This is a genomic window from Endozoicomonas elysicola (genome assembly GCF_000710775.1).
GTDB lineage: Bacteria > Pseudomonadota > Gammaproteobacteria > Pseudomonadales > Endozoicomonadaceae > Endozoicomonas > Endozoicomonas elysicola.
The window spans coordinates 5291990-5312510 of record NZ_JOJP01000001.1; the positions used below are offsets into that span (position 1 = coordinate 5291990).

Below are 20521 nucleotides of genomic sequence, written 5' to 3' on the forward strand. Positions count from 1 at the left end.
AGTAAGTCTGGTTCTCTATTTAACCACCCACATCTGATCAGAAAGCGCTAACGTGATCTCTGCATACCTGCACCATAGATACTCCCTGTTCCGCCATCATCGCCCGGTCAGCCGGTACATTGTAAAATGTGCCTCTGCCCTATTTACTCTACTGATCAGTGGTTGCGGGTTATTAACAACAACACCAGAACAGAAGCCAGTTAAATTCAGCGATCTTGAAGGGTGGAGTCAGGAACAGGCCATTGGCGTCAGACCTGCATTGCTCAACAGCTGCCAACGCCTGAATCGTTCAGTACTGACCGAAAAAAGCCCTTGGGGAAGTTACCAGCAGTGGCAATCTCTCTGTAAAGAGCTGGTGCAAACTCCAGACCGTCAGCTAAAAGCCTTTTTCGAGCAAAACTTCGTACCGGTAAGGCTCTCCCCTCAAGATAGAGGCTTATTTACCGCCTACTACTCACCCGTTATTCCGGGCAATGTTACCCCTTCTGAAGAGTATTCTGTGCCTCTTTTGAAACTCCCTCATGACCTGGTCAAAGTCCGTCTTGCCGACTTTGGGCTCAGTGGTCAGGGATTGGTTGGCCGAGTCGAGAAAGGTTTTCTGAAACCCTATGGCAGTCGGGCAGAGATCGATCAACAGACGCCAAAAGATAGTGATGTGCTGTTATGGCTGAACAGTACAGTGGACAAATTCTTCCTGCAGGTTCAGGGCTCAGGCAACATAGAATTGCCTGATGGGAAAATAATTCATGTAGGTTATGCCGGCAACAACGGTCACAACTATGTAGCCATTGGAAAAATACTTAAACAGAAAGGAGAGCTTGAAGACGTTTCCATGCAAACCATTCAGACATGGCTGGAGCAAAATCCTGACCAAAAAGAGTGGCTACTCACCCAGAACCCTCGCTACATCTTTTTCAGTTTCTCTGATGAAGGTGCTATAACCGCTCAGGGAGTTCCTGCTAACAGTAGAAGAACGCTGGCTGTCGACCCATCCTATATCCCTCTTGGATTGCCAGTATGGCTTGATACCCGCCTCACCGCTACTGGAGAGAAGTTCCAACAGATGATGGTTGCCCAGGATACCGGCAGCGCTATAAAAGGCCCCGCTCGAGGTGATATCTACATGGGTTTTGGCAAAGATGCAGCTCTTCTGGCAGGACCGCAACAGGAACCTGGCAAGCTGTATGTACTGATTCCCCGATAGCTTAGATGCTTGAATACCTCCATGACATAAGCCCGTCTCATACTCTGGCTTATGTCATGTTAATAAGCTTGATGCCCACCAATAAAACCAGCGTATTCCCAGCACATTACCTTAAATTAGCATGATTTTTCAGCAGGTTACTTCCAAATCAAAGTCCAAGCTTGCTCAATGAAGAAAGTTGAACGATATTGCAAAAAAACAGTCCAATAGCTTATTGCACCACTGCGAATCAATCGAATAAATACACATTATAATTCTAATCCAAGGTGAAAAGATGGCCATCCCTGTACAATACCAGCCACAATCAATATCTATATATTCTCATCAAGTTCAAGCTATCCCAAATTCTAATATTGATGCTGAAGCAACATGCCTAGCGAAAAAAATCAGTGAATATAAAGGGGAAGCCCCAAGCCTTAAAGAAGAGAAGAAAAGTTTAGGAAGTAGAGCATGGTCCTCAATTAAAAGTATTCCAAGGAATATTTCAATATTCTGCAGAGCAGTAACTAAAGTATTATTGATTGGATACTATGTCGTTAAACATAAAGTTTTTGGCGTAGAATTTACAAGCCAACACTTGAAATCCTATCTTCAAAAACTCGGCCCTGCTTATTCCAAGGTATTACAATCTGTTGGTTCCGATGAAGAATTGTTGAACCGATTAGCAAATTTTCTTGGTGCTACTGAGTCTGAGCGTAAAAAGTTCGGAGGCGTTGTTCGAGATGTTTTAGATAACAACCCTGAAATACCAGCAAGAGCTGCAAGATCAATCCTGGATAAGTCTGGATGCCAGTCTTATTCAGTAAAAAGCCACATTGCTACTGGCACGATTGGATCATGCTTTGAAGCTGAAAAAGATGAGCATTTACATGTAGCAAAAGTAATTCCGGACTGGAAAGCTAATGAGATAGCGGCAGGCATCAAGTCCATGAGAATGCTTTTTTTATTCATGCCAAAAACGATTAAAACAACCATCAGAGAGTTAACTGATCCATTTATGGAAGAGTGTAAACTCACAGAAGAAAAACATAACCTTACTACGTTCAAGGAGGCTCTGGAGAAAATTGATCATACAGAAACTCTTGACACTTACTGGGTACCTCAAACAACAACATTAACATTCAAAGTACCAAGTCTGACTGAAGATGTTGAAGCTGATAATTTGCTAATCATGGATAAAATTCATGATGGACATACACTCAATAAATTAACTAACCCTGACAACCGTCAACTTCGAGCACAAGTCTATCAAACCTGCTTTGGTACACACATGATTCATGATGATGCTTTTTTGCATGCATTAGAGCAAGTCCATAGCCAGACAAAAGATAAATGGCGTGAAATGGCCTTAGAGCATGGGATCGTTCATGGTGACCTCCATCCTGGTAATATAATGCTAAGTTTCAGGTCAGGTGGAAACATTGATGTGTGGTTTATCGACTTTGGCAACTGCATTTCTCTTTCCGATACTCAACGACAGCTTTATCCTGAAGTTGTTCGTTTAATCAGTAGCTTGACTAACCCTTTTACTTCTGAGCCGATAAATGAAAATAACCTGGAAATACTAACAGATATTTTATGGGCCAAAATAGCAATCAGTCATAAGCGAAATACAGCAGAAGACAAACAGCAATTTAAAGAAAACTTGAGAGCTAAGCTTATCAAACTCAGGGATCCAAAGGCAGCTATAGATAAATCAAATGCTCTAACTTCCGAAAAAAAGGAAGCATTAAAAAATAATCTTGACAGACCATACGTTCAGAATATTGTCAAACTTCTTATACTATCTATTACTTCAGCTACGTTAAGTTCGATCTGTCAGACAGAAGGTGTTCAATTGCCGCCGTCATTTACACGCTATATAGCCTCTCATTTCAGGGCAGGAGTTATTCTTGAGTAATATAAAGTTTTTCCAACTGCCAGAGAATAGCGATAGGAGTGCAATCTAAAATCACTCCATAAAAGAACACGATTAGCTAGTACAAACAGTTGCACAAGATAAATTGACTAAAACACTTGAAGCACAATATAGCTGAGTAAATCAATCAAACCTCTCTATCTAGACGTTTGATACTACTTGCACTTCGAAAATAAGTATCTGGTCATACAGAATCGAATATTTTTGTTTTTTAAACGGGTAAAGAGCCAGGATTATAACCGTAGCGTTGTAACTGAAACTGCCGAAGAATACCTGAACAATAAATCAGAATATGTGATTTCATATGACTGGATATGCATAACCTGCCCAAGGTCAGATCGAGTCTGAACCAGAGGCAGTAAAGAGATAATTTTCAATACATGCTATTTCTGAGCGTATTTTTTCCCCTGAGAGCATCCTCAGTAAGTAAAGATTACAATCAGCCTGTCATTTCAAGCACCTGAATTACCAGCTTATTAATACCTGCTGCAGCCTCACTGATGTTTTGTGCCAGCATATACGCCGGTGTTGTAACCAGCCTGTGCGACTCATCCACCACAATATCATCAACTGCACAGGTTTGATGTGTGATCCCGGTTTGCTCCATCGCTTCGGCAGTAGCAGCGTCATTACCAATGGTAGCGATAACACCTTCCCCAAAAATACGCCCAACCATTACCGGCGCAATACAGATAAGTCCAACGGGCTTACTTGCTTCGGCAAAAGCCTTAACGGCAACCATCATATCAACCTGTACACGCAGTTCGGCTCCCTCGAAAGCAAAATCCGACAGGTTTTTTGCTGCACCAAAGCCTCCCGGAACAATCAGGGCATCAAAATCAGCAACCTTCAGGGCAGCCAGTGGTTCGATATCACCTCGTGCAATTCTGGCTGCCTCAACCAGAACATTTCGCTGCTCTGCGGTTTCTTCACCCGTTAAATGGTTTATCACATGATGCTGATTCATATCAGGAGCAAAGCACTGATACGTTGCACCCTGTTGCTCAATATTCAGGAGCGTCAGTACTGATTCATGGATTTCAGCACCATCATAAACACCACATCCAGAGAGGATAACGGCGACTTTCTTCTGATGACTTGAACTCATTAGCGTATTCTCCTATCTATACATTTATTAATAAATCGCACAGAAGGTTTCCTGAAAAGGAACGGTTCCTCAACAGAGATTATTCATAAACCTTGAGTGTTCTATAAAGTAGCTCCCGACTCAACTCACGAATAAATCAATTTGGAGTCAATCTTGCATCTAGCAGATCGTTTTCAAGCCCCAATCCTGTGTATCCTCTCAATAATGATTGGTCTTCCCCTCGGGTGGTGGCTAAGAGATAACCAGAATAAATTTGAACTTCTAGTAGCTCCGAATAATAAAGCCGAATCGTTAAGTGATCATACAATTGCAACAAGTACTACCGAACCATCTCTTGCCGAAATTAAAACAACTCATCAGAAGATACGTTCCGAATTTATGCAGGCCCTTGACTCAGAGCAGCTTGATGACGCTTTAATCATTTTTCAGCATCATGAGAAGTTTCATTCAGATATGGCAGCAGAGCTTCACCATGAACTAATTAATAAGGTTCGCCACTACCATAATAACAATAATCCTGAACAAGCTATTTCAATTCTGGAGTTTTTTACACAACACCATTATCAGGACACTGAACTGCTCAGTGAACTAGCTACCTGCTATATTGCTGAAAGCCAGTTCTCCAAGGCCCTGGAGGTCTATACAAATGCCAGATCCTACAGCTATGCCAAGGAAGAAATACGATGGTTTGATGAAAAAATCCATCAAATGGCCCGCTCTCTATATGAAGAGAGCAAGGGGCTTCCAGACCTTGAAGGTCTTATCCCAATATTCCTACGGTTGAGTTATCTGGAGCCAGATTACAGTTTGTACCGGCTGGCTCTGGCCGAAAGCTACCTTATGCTCAATGATACCGAGAGCGCGACCCGGGAATTACTCATTTTACAAATGGATGATGAACTCAATGAGCAAGCCAGCCAGCTTTTAGCCCAATTGTTACCAACCCCCATCAGCGAAGACTCTGAGAATGAAAAAACAATCGTTCCATTATCTGGATCCGGAGGACACTTGGCTGTCGACACCCTGGCGGGTAATCAACACAGAGCTCGCCTGCTTATCGATACCGGAGCTAGCCTCACAACCCTGCCACACCGTATTCTTGCGGAGTTACAACAGAAAAAGCAGGCCAGAAAAATCGGATATATAGACCTGACAACCGCCACGGGTATCCACCGAACACCGCTGTACCGTCTTGATCAGTTCAAAATCGGGGACTTCCTTGTCAGCAACCTGGAAGCCGCTGAATTTGGTCCCATTGATCAAAATATTGATGGTTTACTTGGTATGAATGTCCTTAATCATTTCAACTTTTTCATTGATCAAAACCTGTATCAGCTATCACTAATGCCAAGACAAATGGAGTGAAGCATCAGACTGGTGCTATCATAAGCTTGATCCTCATGTACCTACCCTTTAGGTCAAGAGTCACAAACAACCACGGTAACCCACTTTCTATGCAACTTATGCAAGACTTATGATGCCAGGCACCGGAATGTTCAGTTATACAACAGCGATTGCTGTCATGGTGCTTGGAGGCACACTTATTTTCTGGCTCATGCGCAACAGAAATCAGACAAAACGTTCTCAGCCCATCCTTGATCCTGAGAAAACCATTATCCCAAGGGATAAGCATCCGGTTTCACGTCGCAATATCAGTGATAATGCCCTGAAGGTCATTAACCGGCTGAATAGTCAGGGCTATGAAGCCTACTTGGTGGGAGGGTGTATTCGAGACCTGTATCTTGACCTTCACCCAAAAGACTTTGATGTTGCAACCAATGCCAGCCCAGAGGATGTTCGTAGACTGTTTCGTAATTCGAGACTGATAGGCCGACGCTTCAAATTGGTCCATGTCCTCTTTGGTCGTGACATGATCGAGGTAGCCACCTTTCGGGCTAACCATGAGCAGCACCATGGCCAGGAGAAATCCCGTCACTCCGATTCAGGAAGAATCCTCAGGGATAATGTCTATGGCACCATGGAAGACGATGCCATGCGCCGGGATTTCACCGTCAATGCACTCTATTACGATGGCCGGGACTTCAGTGTAGTTGACTTCTGCAATGGTGTTGAAGACATCCGTACCGGTACTCTCCGGCTGATTGGAGATCCGGTTACCCGTTATCATGAAGATCCTGTTCGCATGCTTCGTGCGGTGCGTTTTGCAGCCAAACTCAACTTCACCATGGCACCAGAAACAGAGCAGCCAATCAATGAACTGGGACAATTACTGCGAGACATTCCATCGGCGCGTTTGTTTGATGAAGTATTGAAGTTACTGCAGTCAGGCCATGGTGTAAAAACTTTTGAGCTGCTGCGAGAGTACCAACTGTTTGCGCCTCTCTTTCCGGCAACGGATCACGCTCTTAATGAGGCACTGAACGAGCAGGATAAACACGTTTACGCCCTGATTATTGAATCACTGAAAAGTACGGACAGAAGAGTCAAGCAGAATCGACCGGTAACCCCGGCATTTCTCTTTGCCGCTCTCTTGTGGCCTCCCATGAGGCGACTGGCCAAGGAGCTTATAGATCAAGGAATGCCCCCCGTTCCGGCATTCCAACAGGCATCCATGACGGTCATCACCAATCAGTGTAACCACACAGCCATTCCCCGCCGTTTCTCGATGATGGTTCGTGATATCTGGGATTTGCAGATTCGGCTTGAGCGCAGACAACCCAAACTAATAGAGTCATTGCTGGAACACCCCAAGTTCCGTGCCGCTTATGACTTTCTGGTGCTCAGAGAACAGTCTGGAGAAAACCTGTCTGCGGCAGGACAATGGTGGACTGAAATACAGGAATTAGACGAACATGGTCGTCACGCCATGATCAAGTCACTTTCCAGCCATGGAGGGCAGAAAAAACAGGGAAATAAACGTCGACGGCGCAGGCGGAAGCCTCGCTCTGATGACGCTGCGTCTAACAACCAATCTGGAGATTCCTGATGGCAGAAACCGCGTATGTGGCACTGGGTAGCAACCTTGAGCAGCCAGAGCTTCAGCTGCAAAGAGCCGTCGATAATATTGACAGTGCGCCACATATAGCTGTTTCTGCCTGTTCCAGACTCTACCGCAGTGATCCTGTTGGCCCTCCGGGCCAGCCGGATTACTGCAATGCAGTTGTCGCTGTCAATACAACATTAAAGCCAGTTCAATTACTGGATGCTCTGCAGTCCATAGAAAAAGCTCACGGCCGAGTTCGCTCTGTCCGCTGGGGGCCAAGAACTCTTGATCTGGACATCATTCTGTTTGGCAACCATACCATTGAATCAGAAAGACTGACCGTTCCTCACTATCAGATGCATGTCCGCAACTTTGTGCTTTGTCCTTTGCTGGATGTCGCTCCTGACCTTGAACTTCCGGATGGCACTGCGTTGAAATCCATGGTTGATGAGCTGGGTTACCAGGGGCTTAATGTGATCGCAGATAGCTACCCATGGGTTTGAAAATCCCAGGTTCTGAAAACCTGGGAACTTGGGCATTGCGCCAAGCCCTTAACTGACAAGCATTCACACTTCTCGTATAATCCGCGGCAGCAACTAATCAAGGTCTTTACCCATGGCTAAAGTCACCCTAAGTATCCTGTCCGAGATGAAAAAAGCGGGTGAAAAATTCACCAGCCTGACTGCCTATGATTCCACTCAGGCCCACTTGGCCAGCAGCCAGGGCGTTGAAGTGATACTGGTTGGTGACTCCCTTGGCAATGTCTGTCAGGGACAAACCAGTACGGTTCCCGTTACTGTAGACGACATGTGTTATCACACCCGCTGTGTCAGTATGAAAGCAGGTGACTCTCTGCTAATGGCAGACCTGCCTTTCGCTTCCTACACCAACGAACAACAGGCTCTGACTAACGCAACGCGCCTTATGCAGGCGGGTGCTGAAGTCGTCAAGCTGGAAGGTGAAGCCTGGCTGGCACCTATTGTGACCCGTCTTCGTGAGCAGGGTATCCCTTCATGTGTTCATCTTGGCCTGACACCACAGTCTGTCCATGTGCTCGGTGGTTATAAGGTACAGGGAAGGGATGAAGCCCGTGCCAACGCCATGATTGAAGCAGCCATCCTGCTTGAGAAGGCTGGAGCTGCTGTACTTGTACTTGAGTGTGTACCTTCTGTTCTCGCCAGAGAAATTACCCGTGCAGTTCAGATTCCTGTTATTGGCATTGGTGCTGGTGCGGATACTGACGGCCAAGTGCTGGTAATATACGACATGCTTAACATGACTGCAGGACGCAAACCAAAGTTCGTTAAGAACTACATGGCTGAAGGTGGCTCTGCACAGGATGCTGTTGCTGCCTATGTTAAAGAAGTAAAGAACGGTACATTCCCTGGCCAGGAACACGGATTCGAATAAACGGATAGCACCCATGCAAACTGTACACTCCATTGCTGAAGTTCAGGATATCGTTGGCGCCCGCAGATCTGAAAGTCTGCGCATTGGTTTTGTTCCTACCATGGGAAATTTGCATGGTGGACACCTGACGCTGGTCGAGAAGGCAAAAAAAAGCTGTGACTTTGTTGTGGTAAGCATTTATGTGAACCCATTGCAGTTTGGTCCGAATGAGGACTATGACTCGTACCCACGGACCATGGAACAGGACCAGCAACTGCTGATGGATCATGGTGTAGACCTGCTCTATGCGGCCAGCACTAATGAAATCTATCCGGAAGGCAGTGAAAACCATACCCATATCAGTGTTGATATTCTCGACGGTATGCACTGTGGGAACACCCGACCTGGCTTCTTCCGGGGCATTGCAACGGTAGTCACCAAACTGTTTAACATTGTTCGCCCTGATATTGCGGTGTTTGGTGAGAAAGATTTCCAACAGCTGACCATCATTCGCAAAATGGTGAAAGACATGGTTATGCCTGTTGAAATTCTCGGCGCTCCTATTGCCCGAGAACCAACTGGGCTGGCCATGAGCTCACGCAACGGTTATCTGACACCGGAAGAGCGTGGCGAAATTGCACCAACACTGCACCTCTGCCTGAGCGAGGCACGGGAAGCTATTCAGGCTGGTGAAACCGACTTTGACCTCCTTCGTAGAAATGCGTTTGCAAAGATGGCTCAAGCTGGCTTCAAACCGGATTACTTTAATATCTGCAATCCCGAAACATTGCTTCCAGCTACTCATAATGAGGAGTCATTGGTGATTCTTGCTGCGGGCTATCTGGGCAAGGCACGATTGATTGATAACATCCATTTTAATCGTTAATTCTTGATCACTACTGGGCCTGTGCTTTGATTGGCCCAGTAGCGACAAATTCAAATACCCCACTATCAAACTTGCCTCTTCCTGCGGTTTTATGCCGTCAGTTTTCTATAGCCAACAACACCAGTAAAATTTTCTATATTTATCACGAGCATAGCTACAAAAGCCAAAAAAATGACACCTTGAAAAGAAGGTTTAAACCCTCTTAATTTCTCAAAATAACACTAAATATGACAAAGGGAGCGACCACTTTTAAGCTGAATATTAATGAAGACTTTTCAAGGAAGAAAACAGTGGACAAGTTTCAGCCTGACATCAATCATAGCCGGCATCAAAGCCAGCGATTAAATAATACTGAATCATCTGGTGAGACGCTTGAAATATCTGGAAATAAGTTTGAAGTCAGCCCCGCCAAGCCAGGGTTTAGAAATAAGATCAGAGCACTCATAAAAAAAGATGCAGGAACCAAAGGTTTGAGGGGGCCATCAACAAACTCTTCCAAAAATCCTGCTTCACGCTCAATTAGGGATCACAACATAAAAACAAACCCACTATTTAATGAACGCCAGCTCCCAGGCCAATTGAAGTTTTTACCACAATCTAAGAACATGCTTCATATGCATAGTCATGAAGCTATTCATCAAAATGGATTGATGCCCCATAGCGATGACACTGATGATCTTGAATCAGATTTGGAATTATTTAAAGAACAGCAACCAGTGCAAGATGAAGCAATGGGTTATTCAGTCGTAGAAGATACCGTTGTTGATCGTGAAACAGGTGAAAAAGTTCAACAGCAAATGTCCACCTCAGAAGCAGCCAAAGACTCTGAACCCACAGAGACCAAAACTGAACAAAACCAGTTAAGACCAACCAAAGAGACAAAACTAAAAGGTAAAAGTGACTGGAAAATCACGAAAGGTTTATCAACATTTAGCAGCACAATTATTAATAGAAAGCATGGTTTAAGTGATTGCGCTCAAAAAGTTTCAGAAGCCATCAAGCAGCGAGATCAAGTAAGTTTTAGAACTGCACTCCATGGCCTTATAGAGTCTACTAAATTACACAATACGCAAAATCCATCTAATATAATCACCTATCATGAGCAGCTGGATCACCTGCATGTCAATGGTAAACCCTTGCTTTATGCATTGGCAGAATCTGATTACCCAGAGTTCATCCAAATGCTATGTCAGGATGAAGCGTTAAAGCTGATGAAACCAAGAGCTTTTTACGCTCTGTCTGTTTTCAAGGACCGCTCGCGAGATGAATATATCACTGATCACCTTCATATTGGTGAACTCAATCGTTCTGGTTGGTGGTGTTATCCAGAGTCGCCTGTCTGCTTTGCATTGTCGTCTGGAAATATTGATACAGCAATTACTTTTATAGAGAATGGTGGATCTATAAAAGGCAGCGAGACAATTCTGAAAACTCTACCAGCAGAAGATTTAGAAAAAATTTCCAGCGCACTATCTAAACAGCAAAGTAATATTAAAAAAGAAATAGAATCCTCTGAAAAAGAAGTTGCTCAACTGGAAAAAGACCCTAATCAAAAAGACAAGTACAACCAAAGCCGACTCAGGATTACTGCTATAGCTGTACAAGGACAGCAAAATTTAGAAGATATAAGTTTGCTAAATACCGAAATTAATCAAGATCGCTAAAAACCCAAATCCACATAAGTCAGCAGGACTGAAATTCACATACGAAGGTGAGTAAGTACCACCTTCAATTAAAATAGTTTAAGAATCATCACTTCTTAATACATTGCAAACATCCTGAGGAGTAAAACTGCCCTCTTCAAGTTCATCTCTTAGTTCTTCAAAAGCATCCCACACGAGCTGACGATGTGTTTTCCCATTTCCAAATATTTTCCCCAAATCCACATAGCCATTCGCAGCAATATGTTCTGTGCAATCACATTCGTCCTCCAACATAGCTTGCATAAATACAGTATTTCCATTATCAAGAAGCTCATTGACACCATCTGCTCTTAATTTAATAAGTTCACCAGCCGCAAACCATTCACCAGCCTCAACAGCAGCCTTTAGAGGTAAAGAGTCATTTTTTAGACGTTTATTGATATCTAAAGCACCAGCTTCGAGCAATAAGCCTGCCAAATACCAAGCTTCTGAATCAAAAGCATCTTGAAGAGGTGAACGATTATCAAAATCTCTTATGTTAAAATTGATTCCATCTTTTTTAAGAATTTCAATAAGAACTTCAGGCTCATCTCTATCGGCGGCCACATGCATTATAGTTTGCCCATCAACATCACGTGGAGACATAATCACTTCAGAACTCATACGCTTGATAATATCTTTTATAAACGGAGAAATCCGACCTTCTGGACAAATTTTATCTCTTGGCCAATTTAAGACCCCAAACAAAATATTACAGCTGTTTGAATCCAGCATATCTATATCAGCTCCACTCTGGATTAGAAGCTGAGAAAATTTAATATATTTATTATTAACAGCAATCATTAGAGGGGTATCACCACCTTTTGCCCGAATATCCATATCTAAACCATGAACCCTATTACAAAAAATATTTAACATTTGTTCATCTCCCTGTTCTGCAACCCAATGCAAGGGATAACAACCATGATAAGAACATTCATTAGGGTCAAAACCATTCTCAAGTTCCACACAAATCTGATCGTATTTTTTTTCATTGATAGCTTTAATAGCAGGGGGCTCAATTTGCTCTTGACTAAATATTTCCAGACCATGACATCCTGTCTTTTCACTTATTAAAACATCTGGAATAACATGAACTGAAGCAGGTTCTACCGAACCATTACCCATTAACATCGCACTTTTTTGTTCTACTCTAGGAATTTTTCTTGATACTTCTCCTGAAGAATGCTCCCCACCGACAATACTATGACATCGCTTTAATCCAATATCTGAACACCCTGATTCTTTTAATTTAGTTCCATCGATTTCTGATGGCACTTTCTTTCTAACTTTACCATCGTCAATGGCTTGAATTCTTTTATCTGCTGAGGTTCTGTCCTCCTTACATTTATTATTTACAACACTAGAACCATGACTACTTATAGAACTTATTGATTCCATAAAAACTCCTGTAATTATAAATCACAAATATTAGGAATCGCTCCAAAATCAAAAATTATAAGATCAGCCCTATAGATTGGGGCCTATTCCATTTGAAAATATTAATAATAGCAATTTCATGTGAAAATAAATTTTTTTCAGAATGACAGAATAAAACAAAAGCAAACCATGAATAACAAAAAAAACAGCTATATATAAACACCAAAAGCTTGACTTGAATTATGCTTATTATTTTCATTCCCCCTGCAATATAGGGTATATTTTCCACCTCGCTTACCCAGCCTACCTTCCACCCTTATCTAATGAGGCAAGACAGTGAGTAACTCTACTGCTCTGGACCACCTGCCCGCATCCAAAGATCTGGCTGCTCTGCAACAGCAAATGGCAAACACCCACCTGCGAAACCTGTTTGCTGAAGATCCCAGTCGATTTGAACGTTACACCCTTGAAGCTGCGGGCCTGTTTCTTGATTACTCAAAGCACCTGATTAACGACGATGTAATGACATCACTGGTTAATCTGGCGGAACAGGCCAACCTCACGCATGCCCGTGAAGCCATGTTCAGCGGTAAAAAGATCAATTACACAGAAAAACGCGCAGTGCTTCATACAGCACTGAGAAGTTTTGGTGATGCTCCGGTTATGGTGGATGGTGAAGACATTATGCCCATGATCCGTGAGACCCGAGCCCGAATGAAGGTCATGACCGAGCAGGTTCACTCTGGCCAGTGGCTGGGTCATACCGGTAAGCCAATCAAACACATCGTCAATATCGGTATCGGTGGTTCCTACCTTGGGTTGAAAACGGCCATTAATGCTATGACGCCTTACCATGTTAAAGGGTTTGAGCATCATTTTGTGGCCAATATTGACCCCAATGAATTGTCTGAAGTTCTGCGTAAGATTGACCCGGAAACAACGCTATTTATCGTTGCTTCCAAATCCTTTAGTACGCTGGAAACCCTGCAAAATGCACAAGCTGCCAGAGCTTGGATGATTGAAAAAGGTTGTGCTGAGGAGGATATTCGCAAGCACTTTATGGCCATCTCGACCAACCTGAAAGCTATTGACCAATTTGGTATCGCCCAGGAGAACACCCTTCCACTGTGGGATTGGGTAGGCGGCCGTTATTCCCTGTGGTCAAGCATCGGCCTGTTGATTTCCATGGTTGTGGGTTATGACAACTTTGAGCGCCTGTTGAAGGGTGCAGAAGCCATGGACCAGCACTTCAGCAGTGCCCCTCTGGCAGAAAACATGCCGGTTATTGCTGGCCTGCTGGGTGTCTGGTATCAGAACTTTATGGGTGCAGAGTCCCATGCGGTCATCTCGTATGACTATTTCCTGCGTGATCTGCCTGGTCATCTGCAACAGGTCGATATGGAAAGTAACGGTAAACGCACCCGCAAAGACGGCAGTACAGTTCCTTACCAGACCGGCTCAGTGATCTGGGGAGGAACAGGCACCAATGATCAGCATGCTTACCATCAGTTACTGCACCAGGGAACACGACTGATTCCAGTAGACTTCATTGCACCAGCCACAACCCATAACCCCATTGGCGAACAGCACCCATGGCTATTCACCAATGCACTGGCACAAAGTCAGGCCATGATGCAGGGTAAAACACTGGAAGAAGTCAGGGATGAGCTTTCTGCTTCAGGCATGGGCACTGAAGAGGTTGAGCAACTGGCTGCGCATAAGGTGATTCCGGGGAATCGCCCTAACAGCATGATTGTTCCTGAGAAGATTACACCGGAGACCACCGGCGCCCTGATTGCCATGTATGAGCATAAGGTCTTTGTGCAGGGTACCATCTGGCAGATTAACTCTTTCGACCAATGGGGTGTTGAACTTGGCAAGGTCCTGGGTGATCGTCTGATCGAGAAGATTCGCTCTAAAGAAGAAACTACTGACCAGGACAGCTCCACCAACGGCCTGATCAAGCGTTTTAAACAATTTAATCACTAAAACCCTTTCAGATGTCTGGAGCAACATAGTTTCAGGCATCTGACTTTTCAATCAAACAATACCTAATCTGCTGTTTTAAAAGAAATAATCATTCATTCTACGCCCCATAAGGCTAACCTGCCCTCATAATATTTTCGCCTCTTACCCTAGAAAATATGGAACTAAATTCCAAGAAAACAGTCTCAATTAGTAATTACATGAAATTAATCGGTTCTGATTACATGTAATGGAATATCAACGAATAATTTATTCATGGAAGATATAAATAACCCATTGAAATTCAAGGAGGATTCTCATGCCTGATATATCTTTACACTTCAAAGCAGCCTGCTCCCACAGCTGGCTAACTAATTCAAAATCAATGCTTCCCTGTAGAGCACTCAAGGCATTTGGCGCTGGTCTCAAGGCATTGTTTGGCAAATATAAAGTAACCATCACAGAACAGACAAAAAACCTGATCCGTCAGCACCCAAATTCGTATTTTGCAAAAGAAACAAGGCATCTTTGCTCATGGTATATACAGCCAGTGAGCCCCAGAACCAATATTACTATCAGGTATAATTCAGAACGCCCCCCTGCTTATGATGAAGTTGCACCAGCATCTCAAAGAGAATACGCATCGAATGGTTTCGTGATGCCAAATGAGAGAGGGGAGTTTCCTCCAAGATATACACCTATAGCACTACCATCATATAAAGTGGAAAGAGATAACCTCTCTCCACCTCCTTATGAAAATACAACCAGCAATCCTTTGGAACCGGCACATACCTAACCACGACATAAGGACTGAGTTAAGAATATTTCTTATAGCGGTTGATCAATGTTGATAAACCGCTGGTTTTTTTCCAGATTATCAAATCTGGTATATCCAATTTTCTTCACAAACCAATCTTTTAAGAAAATCAGGTATCATATGTCCTGTTCATCCATTGGTTATAGAAATAAGTAAAACTCCATGATTTCAAAATCGATACCTCTGACGGATATCCACCGTCATCTGGACGGCAATATTCGCCCTGCAACCATTCTTGAACTGGGTCAAAAGCACAACCTCCAGTTACCTGCGAACAGCTTGGAGGAGTTGATTCCTCACGTTCGTGTAATCAGTCAGGAGCCTGACCTGATCAGCTTTTTAAGTAAACTGGACTGGGGAGTGAAAGTCCTCGCTGACTATGATGCCTGCCGCCAGATAGCTTATGAAAACGTAGAAGATGCCCTGAATGCTCGTATCGATTATGCAGAGCTCCGCTTCAGCCCTTGGTATATGGCAATGACTCATGGCCTGGATCCTGAAGGTGTTGTTGAAGCGGTGATTGATGGCGTTACAGCCGGCAGTCGTGACTTTGGTGTTAAGACCAACCTTATTGGAATTCTGAGCCGTACTTTTGGACAGGAGGCCTGTCAGAAAGAACTGGATGCCTGTCTTGCTTTTAAAGACAAGCTGGTCGCCATTGACCTTGCAGGTGATGAACTGGGCAAACCCGGAGAGCTGTTTGTCGATCATTTCCGCCAGGTTCGTGATGCTGGTCTACACATTACTGTTCATGCAGGTGAAGCAGCAGGCCCTGAAAGTATGTGGCAAGCAATCAAAGAGCTTGGAGCTACCCGAATCGGTCATGGTGTAAAAGCCATCTATGACCCGAAGCTGATGGATTACCTTGCAGAACATAAGATTGGGATTGAATCCTGCCTGACATCCAATATCCAGACGAACACCTTCCCCAGTATTGAGAGCCACCCTCTCAAGCAATTTCTGGATCACGACGTTCTGGCCACAATAAATACCGATGACCCAGCGGTAGAAGGCATTGAACTCCCTCATGAATACGAGATCGCAGCTCCCGCTGCCGGACTGACAAAAGCGGATATTCGACAAGCACAGGAAAATGGCCTGACCATTGCCTTTCTTAGTGATGAAGAGAAGCAGGCACTGCAAAAGCAAAAGATGTCCTGACAATCTACCAGGATTTGCTCCCTGCCTTATGGGACAGTGAGCAAATCAATATGCCACTCCAAATTCACCACTCATGATTAAACAGCGCCATAACACTGGAAACAGCAAACAAATGTAGATCAAGCGGCTGCCCCTGGCTCTAAGCCAGAACAAATCACGGAGAGCGTTGTCTCAATAAACAACTTATTCGGCTGTATTTATTACAGTGGAATAAAGGGATGTTATTAACTGAATCCAATAAGGCGCTACCATGACTCCAGATGTTGGCAACACCACAGTTAATTTACGTGTTTACTCCCCGAATCACCAAACATCCACCCCAAAAGAGGTCACTACTCCATTAGGCTCGGTTAAACCCGTTGAGGGTGAAGCTCTGACAGTAAGAGAACGCGTTAATGATTTCCCTTCCTCCCAAGCAGCTCGGGAAGCATCAAAGTCGTGGCCAGACAAAAAGCTAGCAGAGGCTCTGGGAAGTAATAAATACAAAGAGCAAGACGACATATTTTCGAGTGAAACACTCGCAGCTTTGAGCAGGTTTTCAACCTTTTATCGAGAAGTACAAGGCTGGAGCGAAGAAGATATTATTAAACATTCAAAAGAATGCTACCAAATTAAGCCGACAGAAAGTAAACATTTTCTTGAGTGGATTCAAAGCGTCAGAAACTTTTATCAACGCTTTGACTGGGCTGAAAAGCAATACGATGAAACTTGGATATCACATTTCGAACAGATACAGCCACTGTTAAGACTCGTACAGAACTCCAGCCGAGATGAACATCTTTTCAGTAAATGCACCTGTGGTGAGGTTACCGAATTACTAAAGCCTCTTATAAGAGAGCTTGCGACAAGTTCAGGAAGGTATAATCAGAATGTAACTAAGGTAACGGATGCTATTCAGGCATATGCATATCATACTTCAACCAGTGAAGATTTAAGACGTTTTATAGAGTTATTCCAACCGGATGAACAGATCGAGCAACCGGCCCGCACTCCAGAAGAAATAACCCCCTTAACAGATCTATGGAAACCTTTAGCTAAAAACCTGGGAGCCAAGCTCAATAGGGATGTACAAGAAATACTTGATGCTATGTATGCAGCTCGGTTATGTGTACCATTTCCTCCTGTATGGCTTTGCCTGGTAAAGGATGAGTTTAGAAAAGAGTATTCTCAGAAACTACTAGAAAACTGTGCCTGCTTTTTCTGGACACTAAAAACCTTATACCGAGAGTCTCAACAAACCTATTTGAGCGGCACCGAGTCCACTCACGAGCCTTATAGTATCTTTCGAGCTGTGCTGGACAACACTAAACAACTTGACCCTGAACTCAGCATGTCTGGCATTTATTTGGCCGAGAAAAACTGCTTTCACCACAAAAACCCGGATTATGATGTAACTGCTTTTGTAGAAGCACTGGCCATTAATTAATGGCTCAACCCGATTCTGAGGCCCCCCACGGCCTCTTTTTCACAACAAGCCTTTTTCAACCTCTCAGCTCAGTAATTAACCACCTTCCGACGAGCCGTTATCCAGCATTTGGCTATTCTGCCGAGTAATTATCAGTAAATAGCCATGAGCGGCTCTCTGTAAAAAGAACCCCGCTCCCACCAGCATGAAAATGACCTAAAAGTCTGGAAAACGGCATTTTCGTGGCTCTCAGAGGGTTAAAAGCCTGAACGCAAGGAAAGGACACTGGTCATGGATTCAGAACAAATCAAAAAAGGTTTAAATAATGAAGCACTTTTCAATATAAGTGGCCCATTCCATCCTGAGAGTGAGGCTTCAATTGAGCATGCCCCATCACACCAGAGCCCAGACCATCGTAAACTCAAAGGGCAGGTTGTTGCAGAACCTTCAGAAAAAGGGGTTCTCAAACCCACAGAATACTCTGTTGACCCATGGGATCATGAGTCATCTCCTGTAGAGCAACAACTTTTCTCTGATATCAGTGAACTGGTGACGACTTCCATCAGCGACAAGATTGAACTGAAAAAAAAACTGTCAGATCTTTATAAGCAAGCTCATGAGTTAATGACACGTTATAACCAGAGAATCCAGAGCCTTTTAATGGATGACCGTTTTCTATACCGTCAGTCCTCAGAAATCTCAGCCCTGATGATCCGGGGGTTAATGCCTCCATTGGAAGAAATAAAAACACTGGAAAAATCACTAACCTCAACACGAAAAAAATTGGCCGAAGAGCCCATTGATGTTCTTCAGAAATCAGCAAGTGCAGAACTGGAAAAAGTGGAGAAAGTGCTGAAGGAAGCCAAGAGCCGGATAACCAGGCATACCAAGCCATTAAAGCCAGCACAGCTAATAAAAAAACAACTGGAACAACGCCTGGAGCGGGAAGCGTCTGAACTTCAGCAGCAAGTTCCCACAACAGCAGCTTCAATGCCATTAAATAATACCAAAAACATCTCCAGTGAAACATTAACCACGATCAAGGCTGAGCCTGTCAGCAATTCTCCCCTGGCAAGTCCTAAAAACCAGGTACAAGAACAATCAACTGAAGACTTAACCTCAAAACAGCTAAAAGCATTGGCAATAAAGCTCGATACTTCCAGTACGGAAAGTCGAAAGCGTAGCATTCAGTCCATACTCAGCTATGTGGGTTCAGAATATAAATACTACGCCCCCCTCAGGCCATTCCTATCCGTTGCGGGGCAGAAATGTGAACTGCTGTCCATGAATCCTGATAAAGCATGTAAAGCCTGTCAGGAAGCCATTGCGTTACTTGAAGATGCCTCCTCCCTGAGTGAAACAGAATTGTCACTGAGCACACTGGTTCAGATTGACAAAGCCATTAACAGGCTGGCTTCATTTGATAAAAAGTTACCTGGTGAAGTCTGGCAGTTATTAACAGAGCTAACACCTTATAAAGCGGATAGACGATACCACCTGTTAAACATGTTGTGCCGTAAACTCCTGCTTGATGGCCCCACTCCTTTAACACAAAAAGCGGTCCTCAATAAATTCCAGGACGTTAAACAATGTCTATTCCAGTTCAAAGAAGAGACCAGTGACGAGGTATTTGATCAGCAGTTTATGGCTGTTTATGGCCAGATATTCACCTCTCCAATCCATCTGAAAAAAACACTCAACACGGTTAACAAACCCCATGAGGTTCATGCATTGCTTCAGATGCTCTCACGTCAGAAAAAAAGTGATCAAACGCTGCTCTCTGGAGCCATCGAGAAGCTGAAAGCTATTGGTGGAGAGCAGCTGGACCCCCTTCTCTGTGGGGCAGCTGCTTTTGACTTCCTTGTGAAAGAGTTGCCTGAAAAATTATCTTCTGAGATCAGTAATTATCGCCCTTCTGAACCCAGTCAAACCCATAAGCAATTAACACAATCTGTACTCGCAAAATACACGGACTACTACAAAGCAATAGAACTGGCCAAAAAACAGAAAGAAGACATTAATAAACCATTTCAACACAACAAAACGTTTACTCAGTTCAGCAAAAGGCTGCCAGCGATTTTGATCGACTCTGAAGCCTCCGAGAACACTGAACTGAAAGACATTTGTCAACAGATGCAGGCAATCATCAATCAGCCTCAGAGTAATGGCCAAACAGTGCAATCCCTTGCAGTATGCAGGGCAAATATTATTCATGCGCTGAAGAATAAATGTCTGACGGATCATCAGGCAAGTATGATTATTAAGCTGTTTCTTGAGACTCAAACCTCGATAGAGCAATCAGGGAAGGGAGTTCCAACACAGGAAAATTCTTTTCAAGCTCCTGAAGAGATCGTTCAAGCTCTGGCCTCTCTTGAAAATGGCGCTTCACCTAAATGGTACAACCAGCTGTTTACAGGTCACCTTCAAGAGCAGAGGGCAAATGCCCTGGATGCAGTCAAGAGCATCATCAATGCTTGCCAGCAAACCACTGCAGCACCGGGACAAGTAGCCAGTTTCATGGAGGCAACAGCCTTGGAAATCACAACAAATAATGATGATCCTCTGATCAAGCAACTGAGTTCAGCGATGAAGGCTTATGCTCATCAACTGAAAGACAGCTAATTCGGCTTATCTTATGCACTGGTCGGCGTATGCTGTCGCC

Annotated in this window: 15 protein-coding genes; 13 read left to right on the forward strand and 2 right to left on the reverse strand. The window is 43.9% G+C overall.

The features are described 5' to 3' along the window. The first annotated feature begins 52 nt into the window (after positions 1-52). The gene (gene mltA, locus GV64_RS22320) at positions 53-1204 is read left to right on the forward strand and encodes a murein transglycosylase A (protein WP_020581806.1); all 1152 of its coding nucleotides are present in this window, start codon (positions 53-55) and stop codon (positions 1202-1204) included. 274 nt (positions 1205-1478) lie between these two features. Then, entirely contained in the window at positions 1479-3104 is a 1626-nt protein-coding gene (locus GV64_RS22325) for an AarF/UbiB family protein (protein WP_020581807.1), read from the forward strand. 457 nt (positions 3105-3561) lie between these two features. Here GV64_RS22325 and elbB read toward each other — a convergent pair whose 3' ends face one another. Continuing rightward, positions 3562-4230: an isoprenoid biosynthesis glyoxalase ElbB gene (elbB, locus tag GV64_RS22330; RefSeq protein WP_020581808.1), complete on the reverse strand. Its 669-nt coding sequence runs from the start codon at positions 4228-4230 to the stop codon at positions 3562-3564. 153 nt (positions 4231-4383) lie between these two features. Here elbB and GV64_RS22335 point away from each other — a divergent pair, with 153 nt between their 5' ends. The 6 genes from GV64_RS22335 (at position 4384) to GV64_RS22360 (ending at position 11113) form a co-directional block, all read left to right on the forward strand. Further along, entirely contained in the window at positions 4384-5595 is a 1212-nt protein-coding gene (locus GV64_RS22335; RefSeq protein ID WP_152554160.1) for a retropepsin-like aspartic protease, read from the forward strand. A gap of 127 nt (positions 5596-5722) precedes the next feature. Then, positions 5723-7177 carry a polynucleotide adenylyltransferase PcnB gene (gene pcnB, locus GV64_RS22340; protein WP_020581810.1) on the forward strand — a complete coding sequence of 485 codons (1455 nt, stop codon included), beginning with the start codon at positions 5723-5725 and terminating at the stop codon, positions 7175-7177. Next, positions 7177-7677, forward strand: coding sequence for a 2-amino-4-hydroxy-6-hydroxymethyldihydropteridine diphosphokinase (folK, locus tag GV64_RS22345; RefSeq protein ID WP_020581811.1), 501 nt, complete (start codon positions 7177-7179; stop codon positions 7675-7677). The genes pcnB and folK overlap by 1 nt, the downstream gene beginning before the upstream one ends. A 112-nt stretch (positions 7678-7789) precedes the next feature. Further along, positions 7790-8584: a 3-methyl-2-oxobutanoate hydroxymethyltransferase gene (gene panB, locus GV64_RS22350; RefSeq protein WP_020581812.1), complete on the forward strand. Its 795-nt coding sequence runs from the start codon at positions 7790-7792 to the stop codon at positions 8582-8584. A 13-nt stretch (positions 8585-8597) separates the two neighbouring features. After that, on the forward strand, positions 8598-9449 hold the full coding sequence (gene panC / locus GV64_RS22355) for a pantoate--beta-alanine ligase (protein WP_020581813.1): 852 nt from the start codon (positions 8598-8600) through the stop codon (positions 9447-9449). A gap of 290 nt (positions 9450-9739) precedes the next feature. Then, a complete protein-coding gene (locus tag GV64_RS22360; RefSeq protein WP_152554161.1) occupies positions 9740-11113 on the forward strand; it encodes a hypothetical protein in 1374 nt (457 codons plus the stop codon). 78 nt (positions 11114-11191) lie between these two features. Here the strand turns inward: GV64_RS22360 and GV64_RS22365 are convergent, their stop codons facing one another. Beyond that, positions 11192-12532, reverse strand: a complete 1341-nt coding sequence (locus GV64_RS22365; RefSeq protein WP_020581815.1) for an ankyrin repeat domain-containing protein — start codon at positions 12530-12532, stop codon at positions 11192-11194. 315 nt (positions 12533-12847) lie between these two features. Here GV64_RS22365 and pgi point away from each other — a divergent pair, with 315 nt between their 5' ends. The 5 genes from pgi to GV64_RS22390 all read left to right on the forward strand — a co-directional run bounded on the left by pgi (position 12848) and on the right by GV64_RS22390 (position 20481). Beyond that, positions 12848-14500 carry a glucose-6-phosphate isomerase gene (gene pgi / locus GV64_RS22370; protein WP_020581816.1) on the forward strand — a complete coding sequence of 551 codons (1653 nt, stop codon included), beginning with the start codon at positions 12848-12850 and terminating at the stop codon, positions 14498-14500. A 295-nt stretch (positions 14501-14795) separates the two neighbouring features. Further along, complete coding sequence (locus GV64_RS26020) at positions 14796-15272, forward strand: hypothetical protein (protein WP_020581817.1); 477 nt, start codon at positions 14796-14798, stop codon at positions 15270-15272. A 183-nt stretch (positions 15273-15455) separates the two neighbouring features. Then, entirely contained in the window at positions 15456-16454 is a 999-nt protein-coding gene (gene add / locus GV64_RS22380; RefSeq protein WP_020581818.1) for an adenosine deaminase, read from the forward strand. A gap of 250 nt (positions 16455-16704) precedes the next feature. Continuing rightward, entirely contained in the window at positions 16705-17880 is a 1176-nt protein-coding gene (locus GV64_RS22385) for a hypothetical protein (RefSeq protein WP_020581819.1), read from the forward strand. A gap of 270 nt (positions 17881-18150) precedes the next feature. Continuing rightward, positions 18151-20481: a hypothetical protein gene (locus GV64_RS22390; protein WP_020581820.1), complete on the forward strand. Its 2331-nt coding sequence runs from the start codon at positions 18151-18153 to the stop codon at positions 20479-20481. The last annotated feature ends 40 nt before the right edge of the window (positions 20482-20521 follow it).

Bases quoted from the DNA above. Each gene is read 5' to 3' on its own strand.
- GV64_RS22325 (WP_020581807.1), top strand. From the start codon at position 1,479: ATGGCCATCCCTGTACAATACCAGCCACAATCAATATCTATATATTCT.
- elbB (WP_020581808.1), bottom strand. From the start codon at position 4,230: ATGAGTTCAAGTCATCAGAAGAAAGTCGCCGTTATCCTCTCTGGATGT.
- pcnB (WP_020581810.1), top strand. From the start codon at position 5,723: ATGTTCAGTTATACAACAGCGATTGCTGTCATGGTGCTTGGAGGCACA.
- folK (WP_020581811.1), top strand. From the start codon at position 7,177: ATGGCAGAAACCGCGTATGTGGCACTGGGTAGCAACCTTGAGCAGCCA.
- panB (WP_020581812.1), top strand. From the start codon at position 7,790: ATGGCTAAAGTCACCCTAAGTATCCTGTCCGAGATGAAAAAAGCGGGT.
- panC (WP_020581813.1), top strand. From the start codon at position 8,598: ATGCAAACTGTACACTCCATTGCTGAAGTTCAGGATATCGTTGGCGCC.
- GV64_RS22365 (WP_020581815.1), bottom strand. From the start codon at position 12,532: ATGGAATCAATAAGTTCTATAAGTAGTCATGGTTCTAGTGTTGTAAAT.
- GV64_RS26020 (WP_020581817.1), top strand. From the start codon at position 14,796: ATGCCTGATATATCTTTACACTTCAAAGCAGCCTGCTCCCACAGCTGG.
- add (WP_020581818.1), top strand. From the start codon at position 15,456: ATGATTTCAAAATCGATACCTCTGACGGATATCCACCGTCATCTGGAC.
- GV64_RS22385 (WP_020581819.1), top strand. From the start codon at position 16,705: ATGACTCCAGATGTTGGCAACACCACAGTTAATTTACGTGTTTACTCC.
- GV64_RS22390 (WP_020581820.1), top strand. From the start codon at position 18,151: ATGGATTCAGAACAAATCAAAAAAGGTTTAAATAATGAAGCACTTTTC.